The sequence below is a fragment of the Pseudoalteromonas sp. SG44-17 genome (assembly GCF_014164235.1).
Lineage (GTDB): Bacteria > Pseudomonadota > Gammaproteobacteria > Enterobacterales > Alteromonadaceae > Pseudoalteromonas > Pseudoalteromonas rhizosphaerae.
Window position 1 is genome coordinate 41,971 of the sequence record NZ_JACJEV010000026.1, and the last position, 18,102, is coordinate 60,072.

The following is an 18,102-nucleotide window of genomic DNA, read 5'->3' on the forward strand; positions in this document are numbered from 1 at the left end:
ATTTAAAAATTGAATTTGGCATGAGAGCCATAGTGACAAAAATTGAAGAGTAGGAAAGTGGTGGAGCTAAGCAGGATCGAACTGCTGACCTCCTGCGTGCAAGGCAGGCGCTCTCCCAGCTGAGCTATAGCCCCACATTCCTAAAGTTACGAATTTCGTAACCTACTTGAGGTTCCGTTTCAAGCGGGACGAACTTTAATGAGATTTCTAAATTTGGTCAAGTATTATTTATATATTTTTTGAATTTTTACGCAAACAATGAATTTTTGGTAGACTAACGGTCACTGGATAACAGGAATGATACTAATAATGAAAAAATACGCGTTGATGTTACTCGTTTTACTCTGTGGTTGTGCTAGCCAAAGTGATGAGCCGCCTTTTGAAATTAATAATAAACAGTTACACACTAAATTAGATGAGCAAGGTAATAAGATTTTTGCTTATGTGGTATCGGTTAAAGCCAATAGTCGCGCAAATTTAAACTTAGATCGACCACTGACACGCCAGCAATTTAAAAACTTTGCAGAGCAAGAATATTTTGAAGAATCAAATAGCTTAAAATTAGAATTAGAAGATCAAGCCGTGCACTTATTAAAACAAGAGTTGCATGACAAAAAATATTGTCGCAACGATAAATATGAGATAAATGAAGTATTGTGGCGAGATTTAAGTGTACGCTTGATGGGGCGTTGTTTATAAATGTTAGCGGATAAAAGTAAATTAGCGGCGCTGTTAGCGCATTTAAATATCAATTATGACGTTATCGAACACCCTGCATTACATAGTAGTCTTGCTGCAGATGAATTAATGGTGGAACGGCCCGGAACGCGATTAAAAAACTTATTTTTGCGTGATAACGAAGGTAAAAAGCATTTTTTGGTGATCACCGCACATGACAAGCAGTTAGACTTAAAATCACTGGCTAAATATCAAGGCTTGTCACGCTTAGGGTTTGCCTCTGATGAGCGCTTAGCACGCTTTTTAAAAGTCGCACCTGGATGTGTATCTATGCTTGCTCTGATGAATGATAAGCAAAATGATGTCACTTTATGGCTTGACCAAGACATATGGTTTGGTGATCTATTTCATTGTCATCCATTTGAGAACACCCAAACATGGTTATTAAAAAAAGCCGATTTAGACGCTTTTTTTGCTACCACAGGGCATCAGCCTAAAGTGGTTTTTTTACCCGCTAGATAAGCCGAACTTACTAAAATTAATCCGCATATACAGACTAATAATAACGAGGCCATAAATGCGATATGGCCAAGTTGTTGATATACCAAGCCTGGTACAAAAGAGCCTAAAGCCCCGCCACTATAATAAAACGACACATAAGCACCATTAGTGACACTCGGTGGTGCACTGCTTATTTTATTAACCAGTGGCGCTGCGGTTGAATGAATAATAAACATCGCGCCGCAAAAACCAGTGAATGCCAGTAAAAAAATCACTAATTGTGAGCTCATCAAAAATACTAGTGTAGTGCTGTAAAAAGCAAATATAGCAGACAATAAATGCCACGGTGAAATACTCTTTTTTAATAACCAAGGAGTCGCAATAGAGGCGAGGGCGCCAATCAAGTAACCGCTATAAACTAAGCCAATATCACGGATATTAGTAATTAAAAAAGTGTCTTGTAAAATGAACGGTAAATAATTTAATAACGCAGCAAACCAAAAAAACATACAAAACACCGCACCATATAATTTTAATACCGCAGCATTCGCGAGCTGTTTTAAATAATTTAATGGGGAAAGAGTGCTGTTAACAATGGCTGTTTGATTACGTGGAATACTCAGTGCAAAGCTAATTAAACCTGCGGCAATAACAAAATAGAAGCTTTGCCAAGTCCATAAATCAGCAAAAATAGCCGCTAACACTCGGCCAAAGTAACCCCCAGCAATTGTACTGCCAATATAGAAGGTCATATTCTTTTGCAAACTATCAGCTTGATAAGTGCTGCCTATGTAAGTGGTCATTGCGGTGAGTGCGGCAGGCAAGGTTAAACCTTGTAAAAATCGTAGTAACAGTAATAACTCAAAACTGGGGGCATAGGCAAAAGCAACACAGGTAACAGCTAGTACTAGCATCGCGTAGCGAAGAATTGTTAAAGGGTTACGTTTAGCTAGTAATAAGCCGTATACCAAAGGAGCAATCGCCAAAGGGAGCATAGTTGCCGTCATCAAGCTACCTGCGGTTGCAGGACTAACTGAAAATTGCTCTGCAAATAAGCTTAATAATGGCTGCGGTGCATAGAGCACGAAAAAGATAAACAGCGAGCAAACTAATAAATGACCGAAACGCATTTTATTGGCCCTACTACAAAAAACACAGCTTAACCTGATTGATATTAAATTCAACCTCAACGCGTTCTTTAAGTGGTTACTTTTATTCTAGAAATAAGTATTTATTGCGCTAAATCAGGTTTTCAATCACAACACTTTGCTAGATTAATGGCCACAGCACTATGATTTGTTTTAATTGGTGATTAAAATAAAGCTAATATCAGTTTTTAATGGAACAAAGCTATGGGTTCATTACAAGACCAATTGCTACAAGCAGGATTAACCACATCACATAAAGCTAAAGTTGCTAAAAGTGAAAAGCGTAAGCAACAAAAAAAGCCAAAAAAAGGGGCGACCAGTAACCCTAGTGATCTGCAAAAGCATATTCAGCAAACAAAGTTAGAACAGCAGAAAAAAGCAGAAGAATTAAATCAAGCTCGCCAAGGTGAGTTAAAGCAACGTGAGCAAGTTGCCCGCGTAAAGCAGATATTAGAACATCATAATCAAGATTCGATTCGTGGTGAGCGGACTTTCAATTTTACTTACGAAAATAAAGTCAAAGAGCTCGACGTAAATGAACAAACGCAAAAAGCCTTGTCAGGTGGCCGACTGGCAATTTGTGTATTGGAAGGGCAGTTTTTTGTACTTGAAGATGAGCCAGCCCGTAAAGTGGCAGAAGTTGATGAAAAGTACATCGTGTTTCATGTAGAACCTGAAGACAAAGGCAAAGATGCTGATGACCCATACGCTGATTTTGAAGTACCAGATGATTTAGTATGGTAGCCTAAGAGATGACTTGAACAGCGTGTTTGGTGATCTACTTGGTGTATAAATTACGTACATATGTGATGTACAAAGATCCTTTATTATGGTCTACAATTAAGCTAATAATTTTTATAAACCGTCAAAAAGAAGAGAAAATACAATGAGCAAGATAACAAAATTACTCTTAGGTGCAAGCCTCTCTATGGTTGCTAGTATGTCATTTAACAGCATGGCTGCCGATGGTGCTGCGCTTTATACAGCAAAAATGTGTCAAACATGTCATGGCCCTGAAGGTAAGGCACCGATCATGGCAATGTATCCTAAACTAAATGGTCAGAATAAAGACTACTTAGTGGCACAAATGAAAGACATTAAATCAGGTGCGCGCAACAATGGCATGACTGCAGCGATGAAAGCGATGGTTGCGACTGTTACTGAAGAAGAAATGGTCGCTATTGCCGATTACTTAGCAAACGTAAAATAATTTTTGCTGAGTGTGAGTTATCAATGGGCTCACCGAAAACAGCCACACCAATTTGGTGTGGCTGTTTTGTTTTAAATATTGATCATCCACGCACACTACTTTAGACTTCTATCCATCTATTTCGTGTTTTGTTTTTAACGCGTTTAAATAAGGCCCCATAATGTTTGAATTACCACAACTTGATTTAAAAAATAAAGTCTCTGCACAAGAATGGCAGTTACGAGTTGATCTTGCCGCCTGTTATCGGTTGGTTGAGCATTTTCGTTGGGGTGATTTGATTTACACACATTTATCGGCGCGTTTGCCGGGGACTGACCATTATTTAGTGAATGCGTTTGGCCTCACATTTGATGAAGTAACAGCTTCTAACCTAGTCAAAGTGGACTTGGCCGGAAATATTTTAGATGACACGCCATTTGCAATCAACCCTGCTGGTTTTACGATTCACAGCGCGATTCACGAAGTGCGTGATGACGCTCATTGTGTTATTCACTTACATACTAAAGAAACGATTGCCGTTGCCACGCAGCAAAATGGTCTGCTGCCACTTAGCCAGTATTCAATGTTTTCACTGCCGTCATTGTCTTATCACGGCTATGAAGGCTTAGCAGTTAATAGCGATGAGAAAAAACGTTTACAAGATGATCTCGCTAATACTAATCATATGTTGTTAGTAAACCATGGTGGTTTAACTGTGGGGCCAACGGTTGGTGATGCATTTATGCGTTTTTATGATTTACAGCGTGCTTGTGAAATACAGCTGGCTTTACAAGCCAGTGGCCAAGCTGTTACACCAGTACCTCAAGCCATAATCGATAATATTTATAATCAAGCGAATGTAGTGCACAGCGGAAGTACCGGTGGGCAATTAGCTTGGCCTGCGATGTTACGTAAGGCCCATCGTCTTGATCCTAGTTTTGCAAAATAACCTAAGCCTTGGTTAATAAGGAATTGTCATGAAAGTTAATCGCGTTGAAGTTTTTGATATCCACTGTCCAGACAGACCTGCTTGGACTCCTGTATTTGTCCGTATTCATACTGACGAAGGTATTAGCGGGGTTGGCGAAGCTGGCCTTGCTTATGATTTAGGACACAGTGCTGCCGCTGCTATGATCAAAGAAATGGCTGATGCTTTCTTAATTGGTCATGATCCATTTCAAACCGAAAAGTTATGGTCGCGTATGCTGCGTGAAAGCTTTTGGGGTTTAGGTGGGGGCCCAGTAGTCTATGCAGCAATGAGCGCGATAGACACCGCTTTATGGGACATTAAGGGTAAAGCACTAGGTTTGCCTGTGTATCAGTTGCTAGGCGGTAAAGTTAACGACAAGCTGCGTACTTATGCTTCGCAATTACAGTTTGACTGGGACACTGAGTTTAAAGCTCTGGTACATCCACAAGAATACGCAGAAGCGGCGTTAAAAGCAGTGGCTGAAGGCTACGATGCCGTTAAAGTTGATCCGATCCAATATGATAAAGACGGCAATACCTATTACGACCGCACTAACATTATTTCACGTGCTGAAATGAAGCTATATCGCGCCCGTATGCAGGCAATTCGTGAAGCTGTTGGTGATGAAGTCGATATCATTTTTGAATGCCACAGTTTACCGGGTGTTACCTCTGCTATTCAAATCGGTGAAATCGCTAAAGAATTTGACTGTATGTTTTATGAAGAACCAGTTAACTACTTAAATCATTCGTTACATGCCAAAGTGGCAGATAAAGTATCAGTGCCAATTGCCGGTGGCGAGCGTTTATATAATCGTTGGGGTGTGCGCCCTTACTTAGAAGATCAAAGTATTAATGTATTACAGCCAGATATCGGTTTATGTGGTGGTTTTACTGAAACTAAAAAAGTGTGTGATTACGCTGATATTTTTGATGTGCGTATTCAGGCTCACGTCTGTGGCGGCCCCGTTGCAACCGCAGCATCATTACATTTAGAAACGGCTATTCCAAATTTCTTAATTCATGAGCATCACACTTATGCAATTAAAAAGTGGAACCGTGAGTTATGCTTGCAAGATCCACAGCCTAAAAATGGTTTCTTTGAAGTGTCTGAAGAGCCGGGTATTGGTATTGAACTTAACGACGAAATAGTGATGCGCTCTCAGCGTGTTGAGATCAAATAAAATCATAGGCTACGAGCTATGAATAGCGAGCTAATTCCTGCTCGCTATTCATTAAGTTTATCTACTTTGACCTTTGCAAATTTAAAACTATTTCTTACTAATTCAAAGCGTTAAAATTTTCCTAGCACCTAGCACCTAGCACCTAGCACCTAGATATCATTCACCTTACATTGTACATCCGGTAGCGGCTCGGTGGCTTTGCTATCGAGATGACGTACAAAGCATAGGTTGTTTTTTATCAGTAATTCAAAACGGTCTGGCATGTTTAGCTGTTTACCCATAATAGGGTTGCCAAGCTCGTCGGTTTTAGTGACGTTATCAACGACCATCAAGCTGCGCTTCATAAACACATCATTAGCTACTGCAATCTTCTCTGAGCGCATTAGGCGAGCAATTCCTTGAGCAATCAGTTCACCTTGTGGCTCTATTAGTAATGCATGCTGTAATTTTGGTGTTGGTTTTTCATTTTGTACAGAGCAGCCGCAGATCAAGAGCGCGGCTAGTATTGATGATGAACATTCTTTTAGCATAACAATTCTGCCTTGAGTTTAATGCTAACGCTTAATGCGAAGGCAGTATTTTATTTTGCTCAGCAAGAGATCCAGCCCGCGTATCTAATACTGCTGGGGTGTCACCAAAGCGTGCAGGTGCAAAACCTTGCTTACTGGCTATTGAACTGGCTGCTGGACAACTACCATTATCACGATAACCCAACGCGGCTTTTAGTACCGCTTCTTCAGGATCGCCTAACTGGTGGCTAAAGTCATCAGCAACGGCGCAACCGGCTATGCGTACTGGTAAGCGGGCATTGTCAGTGGTGTTTTGCGGCGCAAAACCATCTGAATATTCACCAAAACCTTTATTGTTTTCGCCAGTAAATTGAATGCTAAAGTAAGTCGTATCGCAGTTATCGGTGGGATAAAAACCGTATGGTTTACCGCAGGTACCAGAGCCAATTTGAATTACCTCAATATCTGCACCGCGTAAACCATTTATTATCGCTTCGCTGGCAGAGCAAGTGCTGGCGGTAGTTAACAAGTACACGCGTTCTAAATTTAAGGTTGGTAATGGCGTGCCAACAACTAGAGCAGGATTATCAGCAAAACCAACAAACTCATTGGTAAACATGACGGGTTTTAAGCGTTGTCCTGTTACTGGATTAAATGTTGGGTGTTGATCGTTAAAAATGGTTTTTTCGAAAATTTTACCGTTGGTATTCGCGGGGCCTGCGATCATATAAGCAACTTGACTAGCCATTTGTAAAAAACCACCGCCATTGTAACGAATATCAATAATTAGGTCAGTGACATTACTTGCTTTGAGATTATTAAAGGCATCATAAAGCGGTTTTTCAGCAATTGCATTGTGGCTATTAAATTGAAAGTAACCAACAGTGCCATCAGCTAAGGTCTTCACGTTTGTGACTGGCCTAGAAGTAATCGTTTGCGAGTTTAAAATAACTTCGCGGGTTTCATCGGTATTTATATCTTTGAATACAAAGCTGGTGCTTTTACCAACTTTAGTTGGATATAAACCTGCGTTGAGGGTATCTACTTCAGCTTGCGTATTGGCATTGATAAAATCAACACCATCGATTTCTAAAATCTCAAAGCCGCGGGCAAGATTTTGCGCACTTGCAGGTGAGTTAGGTTCTGTATAGCTGATCACACCTTGGCGTGGTGCTGTAGGGCTTATTAATTTAACGTTAAAACCATAGCCGAAGGTTACCCCTGATTGGCTTTGGGCTCTCCATTGTGCGGTCGGCAGACTGGAGTGAAAGTTATCTTTGTTTGCGCCTGACTCGGTAATTTGCTCGGTTTTTAGTAATTTAAAATATTCACTTACAGCAGGGGTCAGCGCTGGATCACGATCGATAATTTCGTCATACCAAAGATAGGTTTCGTTACTCCATGATCGCAGCCAGTGCTTTTCGTTTAATACTTGGCATTGTTGATAAAAGTTACTAGAGGGCTGAAATACACCTTGCGTCCAATTGATACTGCTACCAGTGTCGCCACCACCATTGCTGTTGTTGTCGGTCATTGTACTACCGCCACCACAGCCAGAAAGAAACGCTAGAAAAGAAACATTGAAAAACCCAATAGTGAGCTTTTGAATAGAAGAGATAGCCATGATGATGCTCTGTTTTTATACAATATAACTCAATATAGCGGTTTTTTATTAAACTTGGTAGCAGTGCTGAGCATTTTTGTAGCTGAGTTTTTGCCATAAATTATGAGTGTTACAAAGCTTAAAATGGTTTGACCAACGCTGTTGATAACTCGCGTTGATTTGACATACAGGGAAATTACTAGCAAACATAACGCGGTGCTGGCCAAAGTGCTGCAGGATAAAGTTAAAACACTGCTGTTGCTGAGCTTGCATCTGCGCGGTGAGTAGCTCAAAGCCTGAAAATTTAATCCAGCAGTTAGGTAGTTGCGCTAATTGGCTGATCCCATGCTGCCAAATTGACAGATTATTGGGTAAACCCGCATGGTTTATTATTAATTGTAAATGCGGAAGTTGTTGGCAGTAGTTGATTAGCTGTTGGGTAATCGTAAGCTTTTCAACTTCAAATTGAGCTTCAAATATCAGCTGCTTACTGGCTAATAGCGCTAAGTTATCATGGCATGTAGCATCGCTTAAGCGCATGGCATCAGCGCCTTCGGTGATATCTCTAATGCCCACTAAGCTTGGGTGTGATAAAGCGGTAATTGCATTATTAAAATCGTCGGGATGACTGTTAATATTGGCAAAGCTGATAGCTTTATAATTGTGGCCACTTAAGTGCTCAGCTAGCCAGTGCAGTTCATTGATGGGGTGCTGGTTATCAAAGCCTGCTTCAATGTGTACTAGGCCAGCAATTTCAAACTGACTTATATGCTGTAATTGGTTAACACTTATGGGCGCTTTAATCGTATCTAAATTTGGCCAAGGCACAGGATTGTTACCTTGTAGCCAATCATATTGCCCTTGGACTAAATTAAAAAAGTGTACGTGGGGGTCAATAATACGTTCACTCATTGCGCGGTGTAACCACCGTCAATGGTTTGCAAACTGCCGGTAATAAAGCTGGCATCATCACTGGCTAAAAACGTAACCAATGCTGCGACTTCATCAGCTTGGCCTAATCGTCCGAGTGGCTGTAATGCGCCTTCTTCGGCAACTATAGTGGCTTTGTCGGCGCCACTACGAGCACAATATGCGTCGATAGCATTATGAAAAAGCGGTGTTTCTATGGTGCCTGGGCACACTGCATTGGTGCGAATATTAAACTGGGCATAATCCAATGCGGTGGTTTTTGCCATTGAGGCTAACGCATGTTTGGTCAGGTTATACGCAAACGAGTTGTTTTTAGCTATGATGGCTTGATCTGAGGCAATTAAAATAATTGCCCCATTTTGTTGCGCTTTCATGCTTGGTAACACGCTTTGAATTGCCGCGTAGGCACCTTTTACATTAAGTGCAAACAAGCTATCGAAGGTTGCTTCGTCAGTGTCTTCAATTGTCGCGCTTAGATGACGGCCGGCATTCGATACCAACACATCTATACATTTGCCATTACTGGCAATTTTTGCAATAACCGTTTTTACTGCGCTAACATCACTCACATCGCAGTGGTGCCAAGTGCCTAAATTTGCAGGTTCTAGATCAAGGTTATGTACTTGGTAACCATTATTTAGAAAACGCTTAACAACAGCACGACCTATACCCTTACTGCCGCCTGTAACGATAGCAACCTTTGACATGTAATTTCCTTAGTGGTTGTGACCACAACCGCCTTCGCTATGGACATGGCCGTGTGATACTTCTTCGCTGGTTGCTTCACGTACGCTAAGTACTTGCACATCAAACGTTAGAGTTTTGCCTGCAAATGGGTGGTTTAAATCACAATCAGCATTGAAACGACCTACTTTCACGATCGTTACTTGATGACGGCCTTGATTAGAGCTAACCATTGCTGTCATACCTGGCTTCCATACTTTAGTGTCACCTTGAAGGTGTTTAAGAGGAATGCGTTGAATAAGATCATCAACACGTTCACCGTAAGATTCACTCGGTGTAAGTGTCACGCTGAAGCTATCGCCAGCAGCCTTGCCTTCAAGAGCCGTTTCAAGACCTGGAAGCATACCTTCCAAACCATGAATATAGGTTAGCGGCTCACTGCCAGTACTTGTTTCTAGTTGCTCGCCCGCTTCACTTAATGTGTAGTGAAATTCAACTGCCGAGTTTTTGCTAATTTGCATGCCGATCTCTTTAATTTAACTGTAATGAAAAGCTAATTTTACGCTAAATAAGCCGGATTATAAACTACTGGTTCGGTTAGTGTGGTTGCTTTAAGGTTCTTGCAAGCTCTGAAAGTAAACCTTCGTCATGCAATTGTGACACGGCCTTTGTTGCTTGCGGCAAATGTAGCACCAGCTGCGTGCCAGGCGTTAAAATACTCGAGGCACTAAGTTTATTCCACCGGGCTAAATCACTATGCGGCACATCATAAAGTTGGCTAATTCCCCAGATAGTATCACCAGGCTTTACCTGATATTGAATAGCGATAGTGGGGATCGCTATTTCAGTTTGTTCAAGGTAAGGACTGATTTTATAATTGATAGTTAACGAGTCTGGCATGGTGCGAGGTTGGCCAACCATCAATGCTTCACCAATACCAATTAAATTAGAGGTTTTGTTATTCATCGCTTTTAGTTTGTTAACTGATAATCCAAAACGACGAGCAATCGAGTACAAAGTATCATTTTTTTTCACTGTATATTCGCCAGTGAAATTATTTTTAAAGAACTGGCTGCTTAATAAGCTTTGCTGTTGCAGTGGTAGTAATAAAGTATGGGGACCATTAGGTGAGCTTTGGTTTTTTAAATAGCCAGGGTTGAGTTTGTGTAGTTGGCTGCGACCAATACCAGATAAATTGGCAATCACCGAAAAATCAAATTGCTGGCCAACGTTAAGCTCAGTTGTAAGGGCTTTGTTGGCAAGTTTAGGGCGGTATAGTCCGTGCTGAGGGTTTTGTATTAAGTAGCTTAATGCCATTAGCTTTGGCACGTATTCAGAGGTTTCTTTGGGTAATTTCAACGACCAGTAATCAGTGCTTTTGCCGCGCTTTTTATTTTCTGCGATGGCGCGCTTTACACGTCCTTCGCCACTATTATAAGCCGCTAATGCATGTAGCCAGTCGCCATCAAAGCGCTTATGTAAATACTCTAAATAGGCCAAAGCTGCATCTGTTGAAGCGAGAACATCTTTGCGCCCGTCATACCATTGATCTGATTTTATACCGAAATGATGAGCCGTCGCACCGACTAATTGCCATACCCCAACAGCTTGTTCTGATGAGCTAACAGTCGGACGAAAGTCACTTTCTACAAAAGGCAATAAGGCTAATTCCATGGGTAACTTACGTTGTTCTATTTTACTAACAATATGATAAAGATAAGGCGCAGCCCGGGCACTGACAATCTGTAAGTATTTGGGTTGCTTGGTATACCAGAGAATCCGTTTATTTAGTGCTTTGTTTAAGTATATGTTAATGGTTAGATTGTTGGCTATATGTTGCCATAAATCGTCATTACGAGTGTGCGCTTGAGGTGATGTAGCGGCTTGTTGCGCTGGAGCTGTTAATGTTATTTTTTGTTTTTTATGCTTGGTATCTGTGGGCTGTGCTGAGCTATTTGATGACGGTTTAAGGTGATTAAAAATAACCGGAGCTTGCACAGTATCACTTGGCGCTGAATGTGGTTCAGTTGTTTGGCAACCAGATAGTAAGATTAAAGTCACAAACAGGGCAAAGAGGTAACAGCGCATAAAAATCACTAAATTAATATCCTTTTAAAAGTCTAGCACATCCGTGTGCGAGCGCTATTTTGACTGTTTAACTCGTTTAAGTCCAGCCTCTAGAAACAACGGGTAAGCTTTTCGTGCTATCTCATCAACTTGGTAGTCTTTCGCAAACTGCTGATTAAAGCTTTGCTGTAATTGCACTAAATCTTGCTCTGGATAGTTTGTTACATGCTGTTGTATCGCGTGCAAAAAGTTTAATGGTTGCTGTAAATCGTCTCGTTTAAGTACGCTTCCGTGGCCAGGAAGGATTATCTTGATGCGCTGATCTGAGTGAAGTTGCGTGAGTATTGGCAACCAGTTATTAAAATTACCATGGCCGGGATAAGGTAGCCAATCAACCACATCAGCACCGACTAAAATGCGATGATTTTCGGCGCTGAGAGTTAAATCACCATTAGTATGGGCTTGGTGTGCGTTAATAGTGACCGGGTAGTTGCCAAGTTCAATGGTTAAGCTATCAACAACGTAAGTTTGTGGTGGTTGTAGTTGATATTGGCGCCATCGTAATAATCGCTGCTTAGCTAAGTTGAGTTTGTTTTGCCAGTGCTGTTGTTGCGCTTCGGGCTGCTGGGCTAAACGCTGTAAACTCAATTCTATACTTTTTTCATAACTATCAAGTTTATTAGTATAGGTTTGTTGGAGTTGACTAAATTCAGTAGCAAGTTGTTGATGGACAATTAATTGAGCATCAGGGAAATGATGCTGCAAAATAGCCATGCCCAGTAAATGGTCGTCGTGGAAGTGACTAGCAACTAAGTAACACAAAGGGGTTTTTAAGGTGCTTTTTAGTTGCTTAACGGTTGCTTCAACAGCGGCAAAGTCGCCACTGGCATCAAACATTAGCGCGCATTTATCACCTTCAATGAGCACTTGGTTTGAGTCATAAAAGCGTAGGGCTCGTTGCTGCTCTAAAAATTGTACGTTAGGGGAGATTGTTTGCCACTGTGTTGCTGCAACAGCAGAGCGGGGTGCAACAAGACTAAAGCTTAGCAATAAAAGTGCAGTTAACTGAGTGGGGATATAAAAAGGGTGAGTCATAACCGTATTGCCAAAATAGAGAAAATAAAATAGGCAAGTTAGCTGATTTTGTTTTTAATTGATACTGGAATCCACGAGATAATAAAAAAAGCGCGAGTGCGCTTTTTTTATTCGGCTGACGATTGCCCTAAGTAAGCACTGAGCTTATCGATGAGTTGATCCTGCTGCTGTTGGGTAACGCTTTGCTGTGTTTTTGCTTCGAGTAACTCATGGCTAATATTCAAGGCCGCCATTAATAAGGCTTTTTGATCATTGCGCACTGTTGAGCGCTGCTTCATTTTATCAACCAAATCATTTAAGTATTTGGCTGATGCAATGAGTGCATCCTCTTGCCCAGCTGGGCAAGCAAATTGCTGCTCTTTACCAAGCAACTCAACTGTGACTCGCTGGTTTTGCAGCTCAGACATTAGTTAGCCTGTTGGGCGCTTTGTAGCTTCTCAAGTAAACCCGTTAAAGTTGTGCTGGTGTCTTTTTGTTTTTCTTCACTTTCAAGTACTTCAAGTTGAAGAATTTCATTTTCATCGATTAGCTTACTATTTTTATCTTTAAGCTCGCTAACCTGAGTTTGTAGCTGTGAATTTTGGCTAATTAATTGGTCGATCAATTGTTCTAGTTGAGAAAGGGTATCGTTATTCATAAAGGCGCTCATAAAACTGTGATTATTGTCATGCAAATGTAAAGCAAAGTTGCTTTATATGCCAGCATTTACGTGTGTTTTGGCTGATTTTTATTTAATGTTAATAAGCTGTTCAGGCTAGCGACTAATTTGTTCATAAGTGGTTCACTTAATGGCCAGCAATTTATGACCCTTGGCGTTTTATGTTGTAGAATATAACTAACTTCAATGAGTTTATTTAAGCGAAATTATATTATGCTCAGTTACAGACACTCATTTCATGCTGGAAACCCAGCCGATGTCGTTAAACATTTGGTATTAGCTCAGGTATTAAGTTACCAGACGCTCAAAGATAAGCCATTGGACTATATCGATACTCACTCAGGAGCTGGCTTTTTTGAATTAGCCAGTGCTGATGCACAAAAAACGCAAGAATACCTTAATGGCATTGCTAAGCTTTATCAACATCGCAGTGAGCATCAGGAACTAAATGATTATATTGATTTAATTAAATCATTTAATGACACAGAACAATTAGCTTTTTATCCGGGCTCGCCGAAAATTGCTGAGCATTTCTTGCGTCGCCAAGACAAAGGTTGGTTTTTTGAACTACATCCGCGAGATTTGGCATTACTACAAGAAAACATGAGCGGTAAGCGCTCAATTCGTGTCCGCGGCGAGGATGGCTTTACGGGCCTAGTGGGGTTATTACCCCCCGCTTCGCGTAGAGCATGTGTACTCATTGATCCACCTTATGAAATTAAAGACGATTACGACACTGTGGTAACAACATTAACGAAGGCTTATCAACGCTTTGCTACTGGCACTTACATGATTTGGTATCCGGTGGTCGACAGAGAAAGAATTGAGCGTATGGAAGAGGGATTGATTGCTTCAGGTATGCGTAATATTCAGTTATTTGAATTGGCGACTGAAGCAGATACTGACGTGCATGGCATGACTGCATCGGGGATGATAGTGATTAATCCACCGTGGAAGTTAAAACAAACTATGGATAAGGTATTACCTGAACTAGTTAACTTATTAAGCGATTCATCAGGCTTTTATCGCAGCGAACAATTAGTTGCCGAATAAACATCGAAACGCCCAGTTTACTGGGCGTTTAATTACAGAGAGTGATTAGAGTTAATTAAAATACACGGCTTTAAATGTTGCCAGTACTTTACCTTGCTTATCTTTTAAGGTGAGTGATTCACCATTAATATTCCACGTCGCAGTATTTTCTAGTACGCCAGACATTGCAGTTTCTTGTTCCATACCTTGAGAGCACATTTTTCTAGTACTAGCTTGCGGGCTGAATGTCAGTGCTTGTTGATCTACTTGATAACTACCAGCAAAATTATTGCAGCCTAAAAAGCCATGGCTTTTGTTATCTTTACTAAATTGAATAAAGGGTTCTTTTGTTTCAACAGTGACTTGCACGCCATTTATAGTAACAGCTTTAAAATACGTATTTACTAAATCGACATTGGGCTTTTGCGGCGCAACTTTAGACACGACGACTTCAAAAGGTGCTTGTTGTGATTGCTCAAATGGATTGTTATGTGTAGTGCTTACATATAATAGTTGGTCTTGATTGGTGATCCGTGCCATCAAACTATAGCGATGACGTTGAGCAATTTTTCTTGTGTCATAACTAAGCTCTACCGTGTAAGGTGGTGCGCCATTGATATCAATAGTTTGTTGACTAATTATTTCTGCTTCAGTATCCATCTTTGACACATCAGCTAAAGTCACTGTGAGTTGTGATCCCGGACGTAGCATACTACGATCAAGGTAGCTAACTTGAGTTGTTAAAGTGGCCATAGCTGCATCATCAGTCATTTGTTTAGTTGGCTCAGATTGATTTTGGCATCCTGAAAGCACAACAGCACTACTGGCTAATAGACTAATACCAACAATCGATTTTAAAATTGCATTTGGTTTGTGTAATAGCATGGCTTATTCCTTGATGTAATTAAATCGGTGAATTCTTAATTACTATAAGTGTACGGGGTAGTTACTTAATCATAGCTTAATTATTCTAAGTTGTTATTTAATAACAAAAAAGGCGCATAAATGCACCTTTTTGTAGGCCGAGATATATTTACTTCTTCACAAACTTGGTCAAAATAACAATGCGCTGACCGTCAACACGTCCTTCAATATGTTCAGGGTTGCTGGTTAAGCCGATATTACGCACAGCAGTACCACGTTTAGCCGTTAAGCTACTGCCCTTAACATCTAAATCTTTAATAAGTGTGACTGTATCGCCGGCTTGCAGTACCACGCCGTTGCTATCAACATGTTTAATATCATCATTTTCAGCAAGTACTTTTTTAGCCCATGCTAACGTACCTTCTTCAAGATAGATCATGTCTAGCGCATCTTGTGCCCAGCCATTATCAGCAGCTAAACGGGTTAGCATACGGTACGCCACCACTTGTACCGCAGGTGTTTGGCTCCACATGCTATCGTTTAAACAATGCCAATGAGTAGGGGTAATATCAGTGGTGCCTTCAACTTGGTCTTTACACGTTTGGCAAGTATAAATACATTTATCTGAATGAGCTTCAGTGACAGGTGGCACTTCGTATACAGAAAGGTTTTCAGTTGCAGTACATAGCTCACATTGGTTATTACTGCGTTCAACTAAGGCTTGTTCAATGCTCATATCAAGGCTCTTTTGGGGGTTAACAGAAAAGTAAGCCCTTATTATACTCAATCATCAGTCAAATTAGAACTTATCCATTATTTTAGTGTGGGTATAGTGAAAACTTTGACTTTACAGATGGTTTGCAGACATTCAATAAAAGGAGCATTATTACTTACAAGTTTAGGCAAGGCGCAAAAACCTTACTATACTGAGTACATAAAATAACAACAATTTAGCTGGCAAGAGTCACTATAGTTATTAGCAGGAAATAATATGCTTAATACGCAGATAACCGCCGAGGTGCCAAAACTTGTTACACAATACATTGCCAGGCAGCCTATTTTTGATGCTGAAACAGGCATTTATGCATACGAATTACTGTATCGAGATTCGATAAATAACGCATTCCCTATTGGCACAACAGATGGTCAGGCTACTGGGCGGCTGTTTTTTAACGCTTTAATGCTTATTGGTATAAATAAACTTACTGCGAACCAACGCGCTTTTATAAACCTATCTTCAGATGCCCTGTTAGATGATTTCCCTAAATTATTGCAACCAGATAGCGCAGTAATAGAAATCGTTGAACGAGCCGACAACATTGATAAAGTGACCAGTCGAGTTACGGCTCTAAAAAAAGATGGCTATACTTTTGCTCTCGATGATTATGATGGAGATGAAAAATGGGAGCCATTATTACATTTAGTTGATTATATAAAGCTTGAAGTTGAAGAGCCCATCATTAAAACCAATATGCTGTTAAAAAAGCTTAAACGCCGTTTTCCTGATGTAAAAATCATAGTTGAACGAATTGAAACGCACGAACAATTTATGTTGCTAAAAAGTGCCGGCTGCGATTACTTTCAAGGCTTCTTTTTCGCGCGTCCAGAAATGCTCAGCTACCATAATGTTGAGCCATCTAAATTTGCTGTTTTTGATTTGCTGCGCTGTACGTCGCGCCCAGATCTCGATTTTGATGAAGTCCACCAGCGGGTAGCTAAAGACGTCGGTTTAACTGCTCGTATTCTTAAATTAGTGAATGCACGCTCTGGTAACCAAAATTTAGTGATCACCTCTATTTCACAAGCGGTTATTTATTTAGGTGAAGATGCAATTCGTCAATTTGTAAGAGTGTTGGCCCTTAGTGAACTAGGGGTTGATAAACCTAGTGAACTAACTAAGTTGGGGTTAACTCGTGCGCATTTCATGCAGTTAATGCTAGAGCCTGGCGGTAAGGAAATGTCTCAGCGTGGTTACTTAGTTGGCTTGATGTCAGTGCTCGATGCTATTTTAAATATGGAACTGGATGTTATCGCAAAAGAGTTTTGTTTAGGCGATGATTTATCGAGTGCACTGCTTAACTTTAACGGTATGTTAGGTGCTACTTTGCAGTTAGCTCGCGCGGTAGAGGAAGATAATTGGCCATTAGCAGTTAAATTGTTAGAAACCATTCGGCCAGCTTCTCCCATCGATGTCATTTATAATGCCATGCTCGTAGCACGGCAATACGGCGATGAGGTTTTAGCCTCAATTATTGAAGATACTTAATACCTTGAGTATGATGCGCCATTATCAATATACTTTAAAAGACGACTATGCGTTTATTACTGCCGATCACGACTATTTTAATTGCTCTGGCGTTGTTATTACCTGGCGTTACTCAGCCTGTGCTAACCCTTGAGGGGAAAATTGATAAATCAAAGCTCGCCAAAACAGGCATTGCTATGATTGCTGATGAAGGTGACCGTCATACCCGCAATATGTTAATGATGGCGTCGAGCATGTTGGGCCTTGATAAACTCGAAGGTGAAATTAGTGCTTATAAAAAAACACGGAGCATTTGGGGCACGGTTAACGAACTTGCCAATAATAAAAATTACCTAGTCGCAGCATTGGTAGCATTGTTTTCAATTGTGGTGCCAGCTTTAAAACTGTTGATGCAATTAGTTTATTGTTTAATACCGATGAACAAATTAAAGCATATACTCGGTCAAGTTATACAAGGCTTGAGTAAATGGAGCATGGTAGATGTTTTTGTCATTGCTTTGATTGTGGCTTACCTTGCTGGTAACGCCGATGGCCAGATGGGGGAATTGATCAACATGCATGCCGAATTTGGTACAGGTTTTTGGTACTTTACCGGTTATTGCTTATTTGCCATCGCCGCCAGCAGCTTAATTAAAGTTACGCCAAAAAATAGTTAAACGTTTGTGTTAACTAAATAGTTATCATAAACTTCGCTAGAACCTAGAACCTAGAACCTAGAACCTAGA

The 18,102-nt window shown here is 40.6% G+C and carries 21 protein-coding genes and 1 tRNA gene; 9 read left to right on the forward strand and 13 right to left on the reverse strand.

Annotated elements, in window-relative coordinates:
* Positions 1 to 58: 58 nt before the first annotated feature.
* Positions 59 to 134: transfer RNA gene (locus H5182_RS16455), tRNA-Ala, on the reverse strand.
* Between the two features lie 175 nt (positions 135 to 309).
* Here H5182_RS16455 and H5182_RS16460 point away from each other — a divergent pair.
* The gene (locus H5182_RS16460) at positions 310 to 699 is read left to right on the forward strand and encodes a hypothetical protein (protein WP_145238122.1); all 390 of its coding nucleotides are present in this window, start codon (positions 310 to 312) and stop codon (positions 697 to 699) included.
* Positions 700 to 1,200, forward strand: a complete 501-nt coding sequence (locus tag H5182_RS16465) for a prolyl-tRNA synthetase associated domain-containing protein (protein WP_145238125.1) — start codon at positions 700 to 702, stop codon at positions 1,198 to 1,200.
* Here the strand turns inward: H5182_RS16465 and H5182_RS16470 are convergent.
* Entirely contained in the window at positions 1,167 to 2,309 is a 1,143-nt protein-coding gene (locus H5182_RS16470) for an MFS transporter (RefSeq protein WP_182760336.1), read from the reverse strand. The two genes, H5182_RS16465 and H5182_RS16470, sit on opposite strands and share 34 nt — an antisense overlap.
* A 222-nt stretch (positions 2,310 to 2,531) precedes the next feature.
* On the opposite strand from H5182_RS16470, the gene H5182_RS16475 reads away from it, so the two are divergent.
* The 4 genes from H5182_RS16475 to H5182_RS16490 all read left to right on the forward strand — a co-directional run bounded on the left by H5182_RS16475 (position 2,532) and on the right by H5182_RS16490 (position 5,669).
* Positions 2,532 to 3,071 (forward strand): DUF2058 domain-containing protein, encoded by a 540-nt coding sequence (locus tag H5182_RS16475; RefSeq protein WP_149980503.1) that lies wholly within the window; start codon positions 2,532 to 2,534, stop codon positions 3,069 to 3,071.
* A gap of 142 nt (positions 3,072 to 3,213) precedes the next feature.
* Complete coding sequence (locus H5182_RS16480) at positions 3,214 to 3,537, forward strand: c-type cytochrome (protein WP_145238134.1); 324 nt, start codon at positions 3,214 to 3,216, stop codon at positions 3,535 to 3,537.
* 160 nt (positions 3,538 to 3,697) lie between these two features.
* Positions 3,698 to 4,465, forward strand: coding sequence for a class II aldolase/adducin family protein (locus H5182_RS16485; RefSeq protein WP_182735552.1), 768 nt, complete (start codon positions 3,698 to 3,700; stop codon positions 4,463 to 4,465).
* 28 nt (positions 4,466 to 4,493) lie between these two features.
* Positions 4,494 to 5,669 (forward strand): mandelate racemase/muconate lactonizing enzyme family protein, encoded by a 1,176-nt coding sequence (locus tag H5182_RS16490; protein ID WP_064668182.1) that lies wholly within the window; start codon positions 4,494 to 4,496, stop codon positions 5,667 to 5,669.
* A gap of 149 nt (positions 5,670 to 5,818) precedes the next feature.
* Here the strand turns inward: H5182_RS16490 and H5182_RS16495 are convergent, their stop codons facing one another.
* The 9 genes from H5182_RS16495 to zapB all read right to left on the reverse strand — a co-directional run bounded on the left by H5182_RS16495 (position 5,819) and on the right by zapB (position 13,194).
* The gene (locus H5182_RS16495; RefSeq protein WP_182732169.1) at positions 5,819 to 6,199 is read right to left on the reverse strand and encodes a hypothetical protein; all 381 of its coding nucleotides are present in this window, start codon (positions 6,197 to 6,199) and stop codon (positions 5,819 to 5,821) included.
* Between the two features lie 31 nt (positions 6,200 to 6,230).
* On the reverse strand, positions 6,231 to 7,802 hold the full coding sequence (locus H5182_RS16500) for a S41 family peptidase (RefSeq protein ID WP_145238144.1): 1,572 nt from the start codon (positions 7,800 to 7,802) through the stop codon (positions 6,231 to 6,233).
* A gap of 48 nt (positions 7,803 to 7,850) precedes the next feature.
* On the reverse strand, positions 7,851 to 8,693 hold the full coding sequence (locus H5182_RS16505; protein ID WP_182760337.1) for an amidohydrolase: 843 nt from the start codon (positions 8,691 to 8,693) through the stop codon (positions 7,851 to 7,853).
* Positions 8,690 to 9,418 carry an SDR family NAD(P)-dependent oxidoreductase gene (locus tag H5182_RS16510; RefSeq protein WP_182760338.1) on the reverse strand — a complete coding sequence of 243 codons (729 nt, stop codon included), beginning with the start codon at positions 9,416 to 9,418 and terminating at the stop codon, positions 8,690 to 8,692. The genes H5182_RS16505 and H5182_RS16510 overlap by 4 nt, the downstream gene beginning before the upstream one ends.
* A 9-nt stretch (positions 9,419 to 9,427) precedes the next feature.
* Complete coding sequence (locus tag H5182_RS16515; RefSeq protein ID WP_182732172.1) at positions 9,428 to 9,916, reverse strand: peptidylprolyl isomerase; 489 nt, start codon at positions 9,914 to 9,916, stop codon at positions 9,428 to 9,430.
* Positions 9,917 to 9,992: 76 nt separating this feature from the next.
* A complete protein-coding gene (locus H5182_RS16520; protein ID WP_182760339.1) occupies positions 9,993 to 11,483 on the reverse strand; it encodes a LysM peptidoglycan-binding domain-containing protein in 1,491 nt (496 codons plus the stop codon).
* Positions 11,484 to 11,537: 54 nt separating this feature from the next.
* Positions 11,538 to 12,557: an MBL fold metallo-hydrolase gene (locus H5182_RS16525; RefSeq protein ID WP_182760340.1), complete on the reverse strand. Its 1,020-nt coding sequence runs from the start codon at positions 12,555 to 12,557 to the stop codon at positions 11,538 to 11,540.
* Positions 12,558 to 12,664: 107 nt separating this feature from the next.
* Positions 12,665 to 12,964, reverse strand: coding sequence for a cell division protein ZapA (locus H5182_RS16530; protein WP_145238162.1), 300 nt, complete (start codon positions 12,962 to 12,964; stop codon positions 12,665 to 12,667).
* On the reverse strand, positions 12,964 to 13,194 hold the full coding sequence (gene zapB, locus H5182_RS16535) for a cell division protein ZapB (protein WP_145238165.1): 231 nt from the start codon (positions 13,192 to 13,194) through the stop codon (positions 12,964 to 12,966). Before zapB ends, H5182_RS16530 begins: the two co-directional genes overlap by 1 nt.
* 234 nt (positions 13,195 to 13,428) lie before the next feature.
* Here zapB and H5182_RS16540 point away from each other — a divergent pair, with 234 nt between their 5' ends.
* Entirely contained in the window at positions 13,429 to 14,268 is an 840-nt protein-coding gene (locus H5182_RS16540) for a 23S rRNA (adenine(2030)-N(6))-methyltransferase RlmJ (protein ID WP_182732175.1), read from the forward strand.
* Positions 14,269 to 14,319: 51 nt separating this feature from the next.
* Here H5182_RS16540 and H5182_RS16545 read toward each other — a convergent pair whose 3' ends face one another.
* Together H5182_RS16545 and H5182_RS16550 are read right to left on the reverse strand one after the other, a co-directional pair.
* Positions 14,320 to 15,132, reverse strand: coding sequence for an META domain-containing protein (locus H5182_RS16545; protein WP_182732176.1), 813 nt, complete (start codon positions 15,130 to 15,132; stop codon positions 14,320 to 14,322).
* 148 nt (positions 15,133 to 15,280) lie between these two features.
* A complete protein-coding gene (locus tag H5182_RS16550; RefSeq protein WP_182760341.1) occupies positions 15,281 to 15,847 on the reverse strand; it encodes an alkylphosphonate utilization protein in 567 nt (188 codons plus the stop codon).
* 255 nt (positions 15,848 to 16,102) lie between these two features.
* Between H5182_RS16550 and H5182_RS16555 the strand changes: the two genes are divergently transcribed.
* Both H5182_RS16555 and H5182_RS16560 read left to right on the forward strand, forming a co-directional pair.
* Entirely contained in the window at positions 16,103 to 17,377 is a 1,275-nt protein-coding gene (locus H5182_RS16555) for an EAL and HDOD domain-containing protein (RefSeq protein ID WP_182732177.1), read from the forward strand.
* A 47-nt stretch (positions 17,378 to 17,424) separates the two neighbouring features.
* Positions 17,425 to 18,033 carry a paraquat-inducible protein A gene (locus tag H5182_RS16560; RefSeq protein WP_145238177.1) on the forward strand — a complete coding sequence of 203 codons (609 nt, stop codon included), beginning with the start codon at positions 17,425 to 17,427 and terminating at the stop codon, positions 18,031 to 18,033.
* Positions 18,034 to 18,102: the final 69 nt, after the last annotated feature.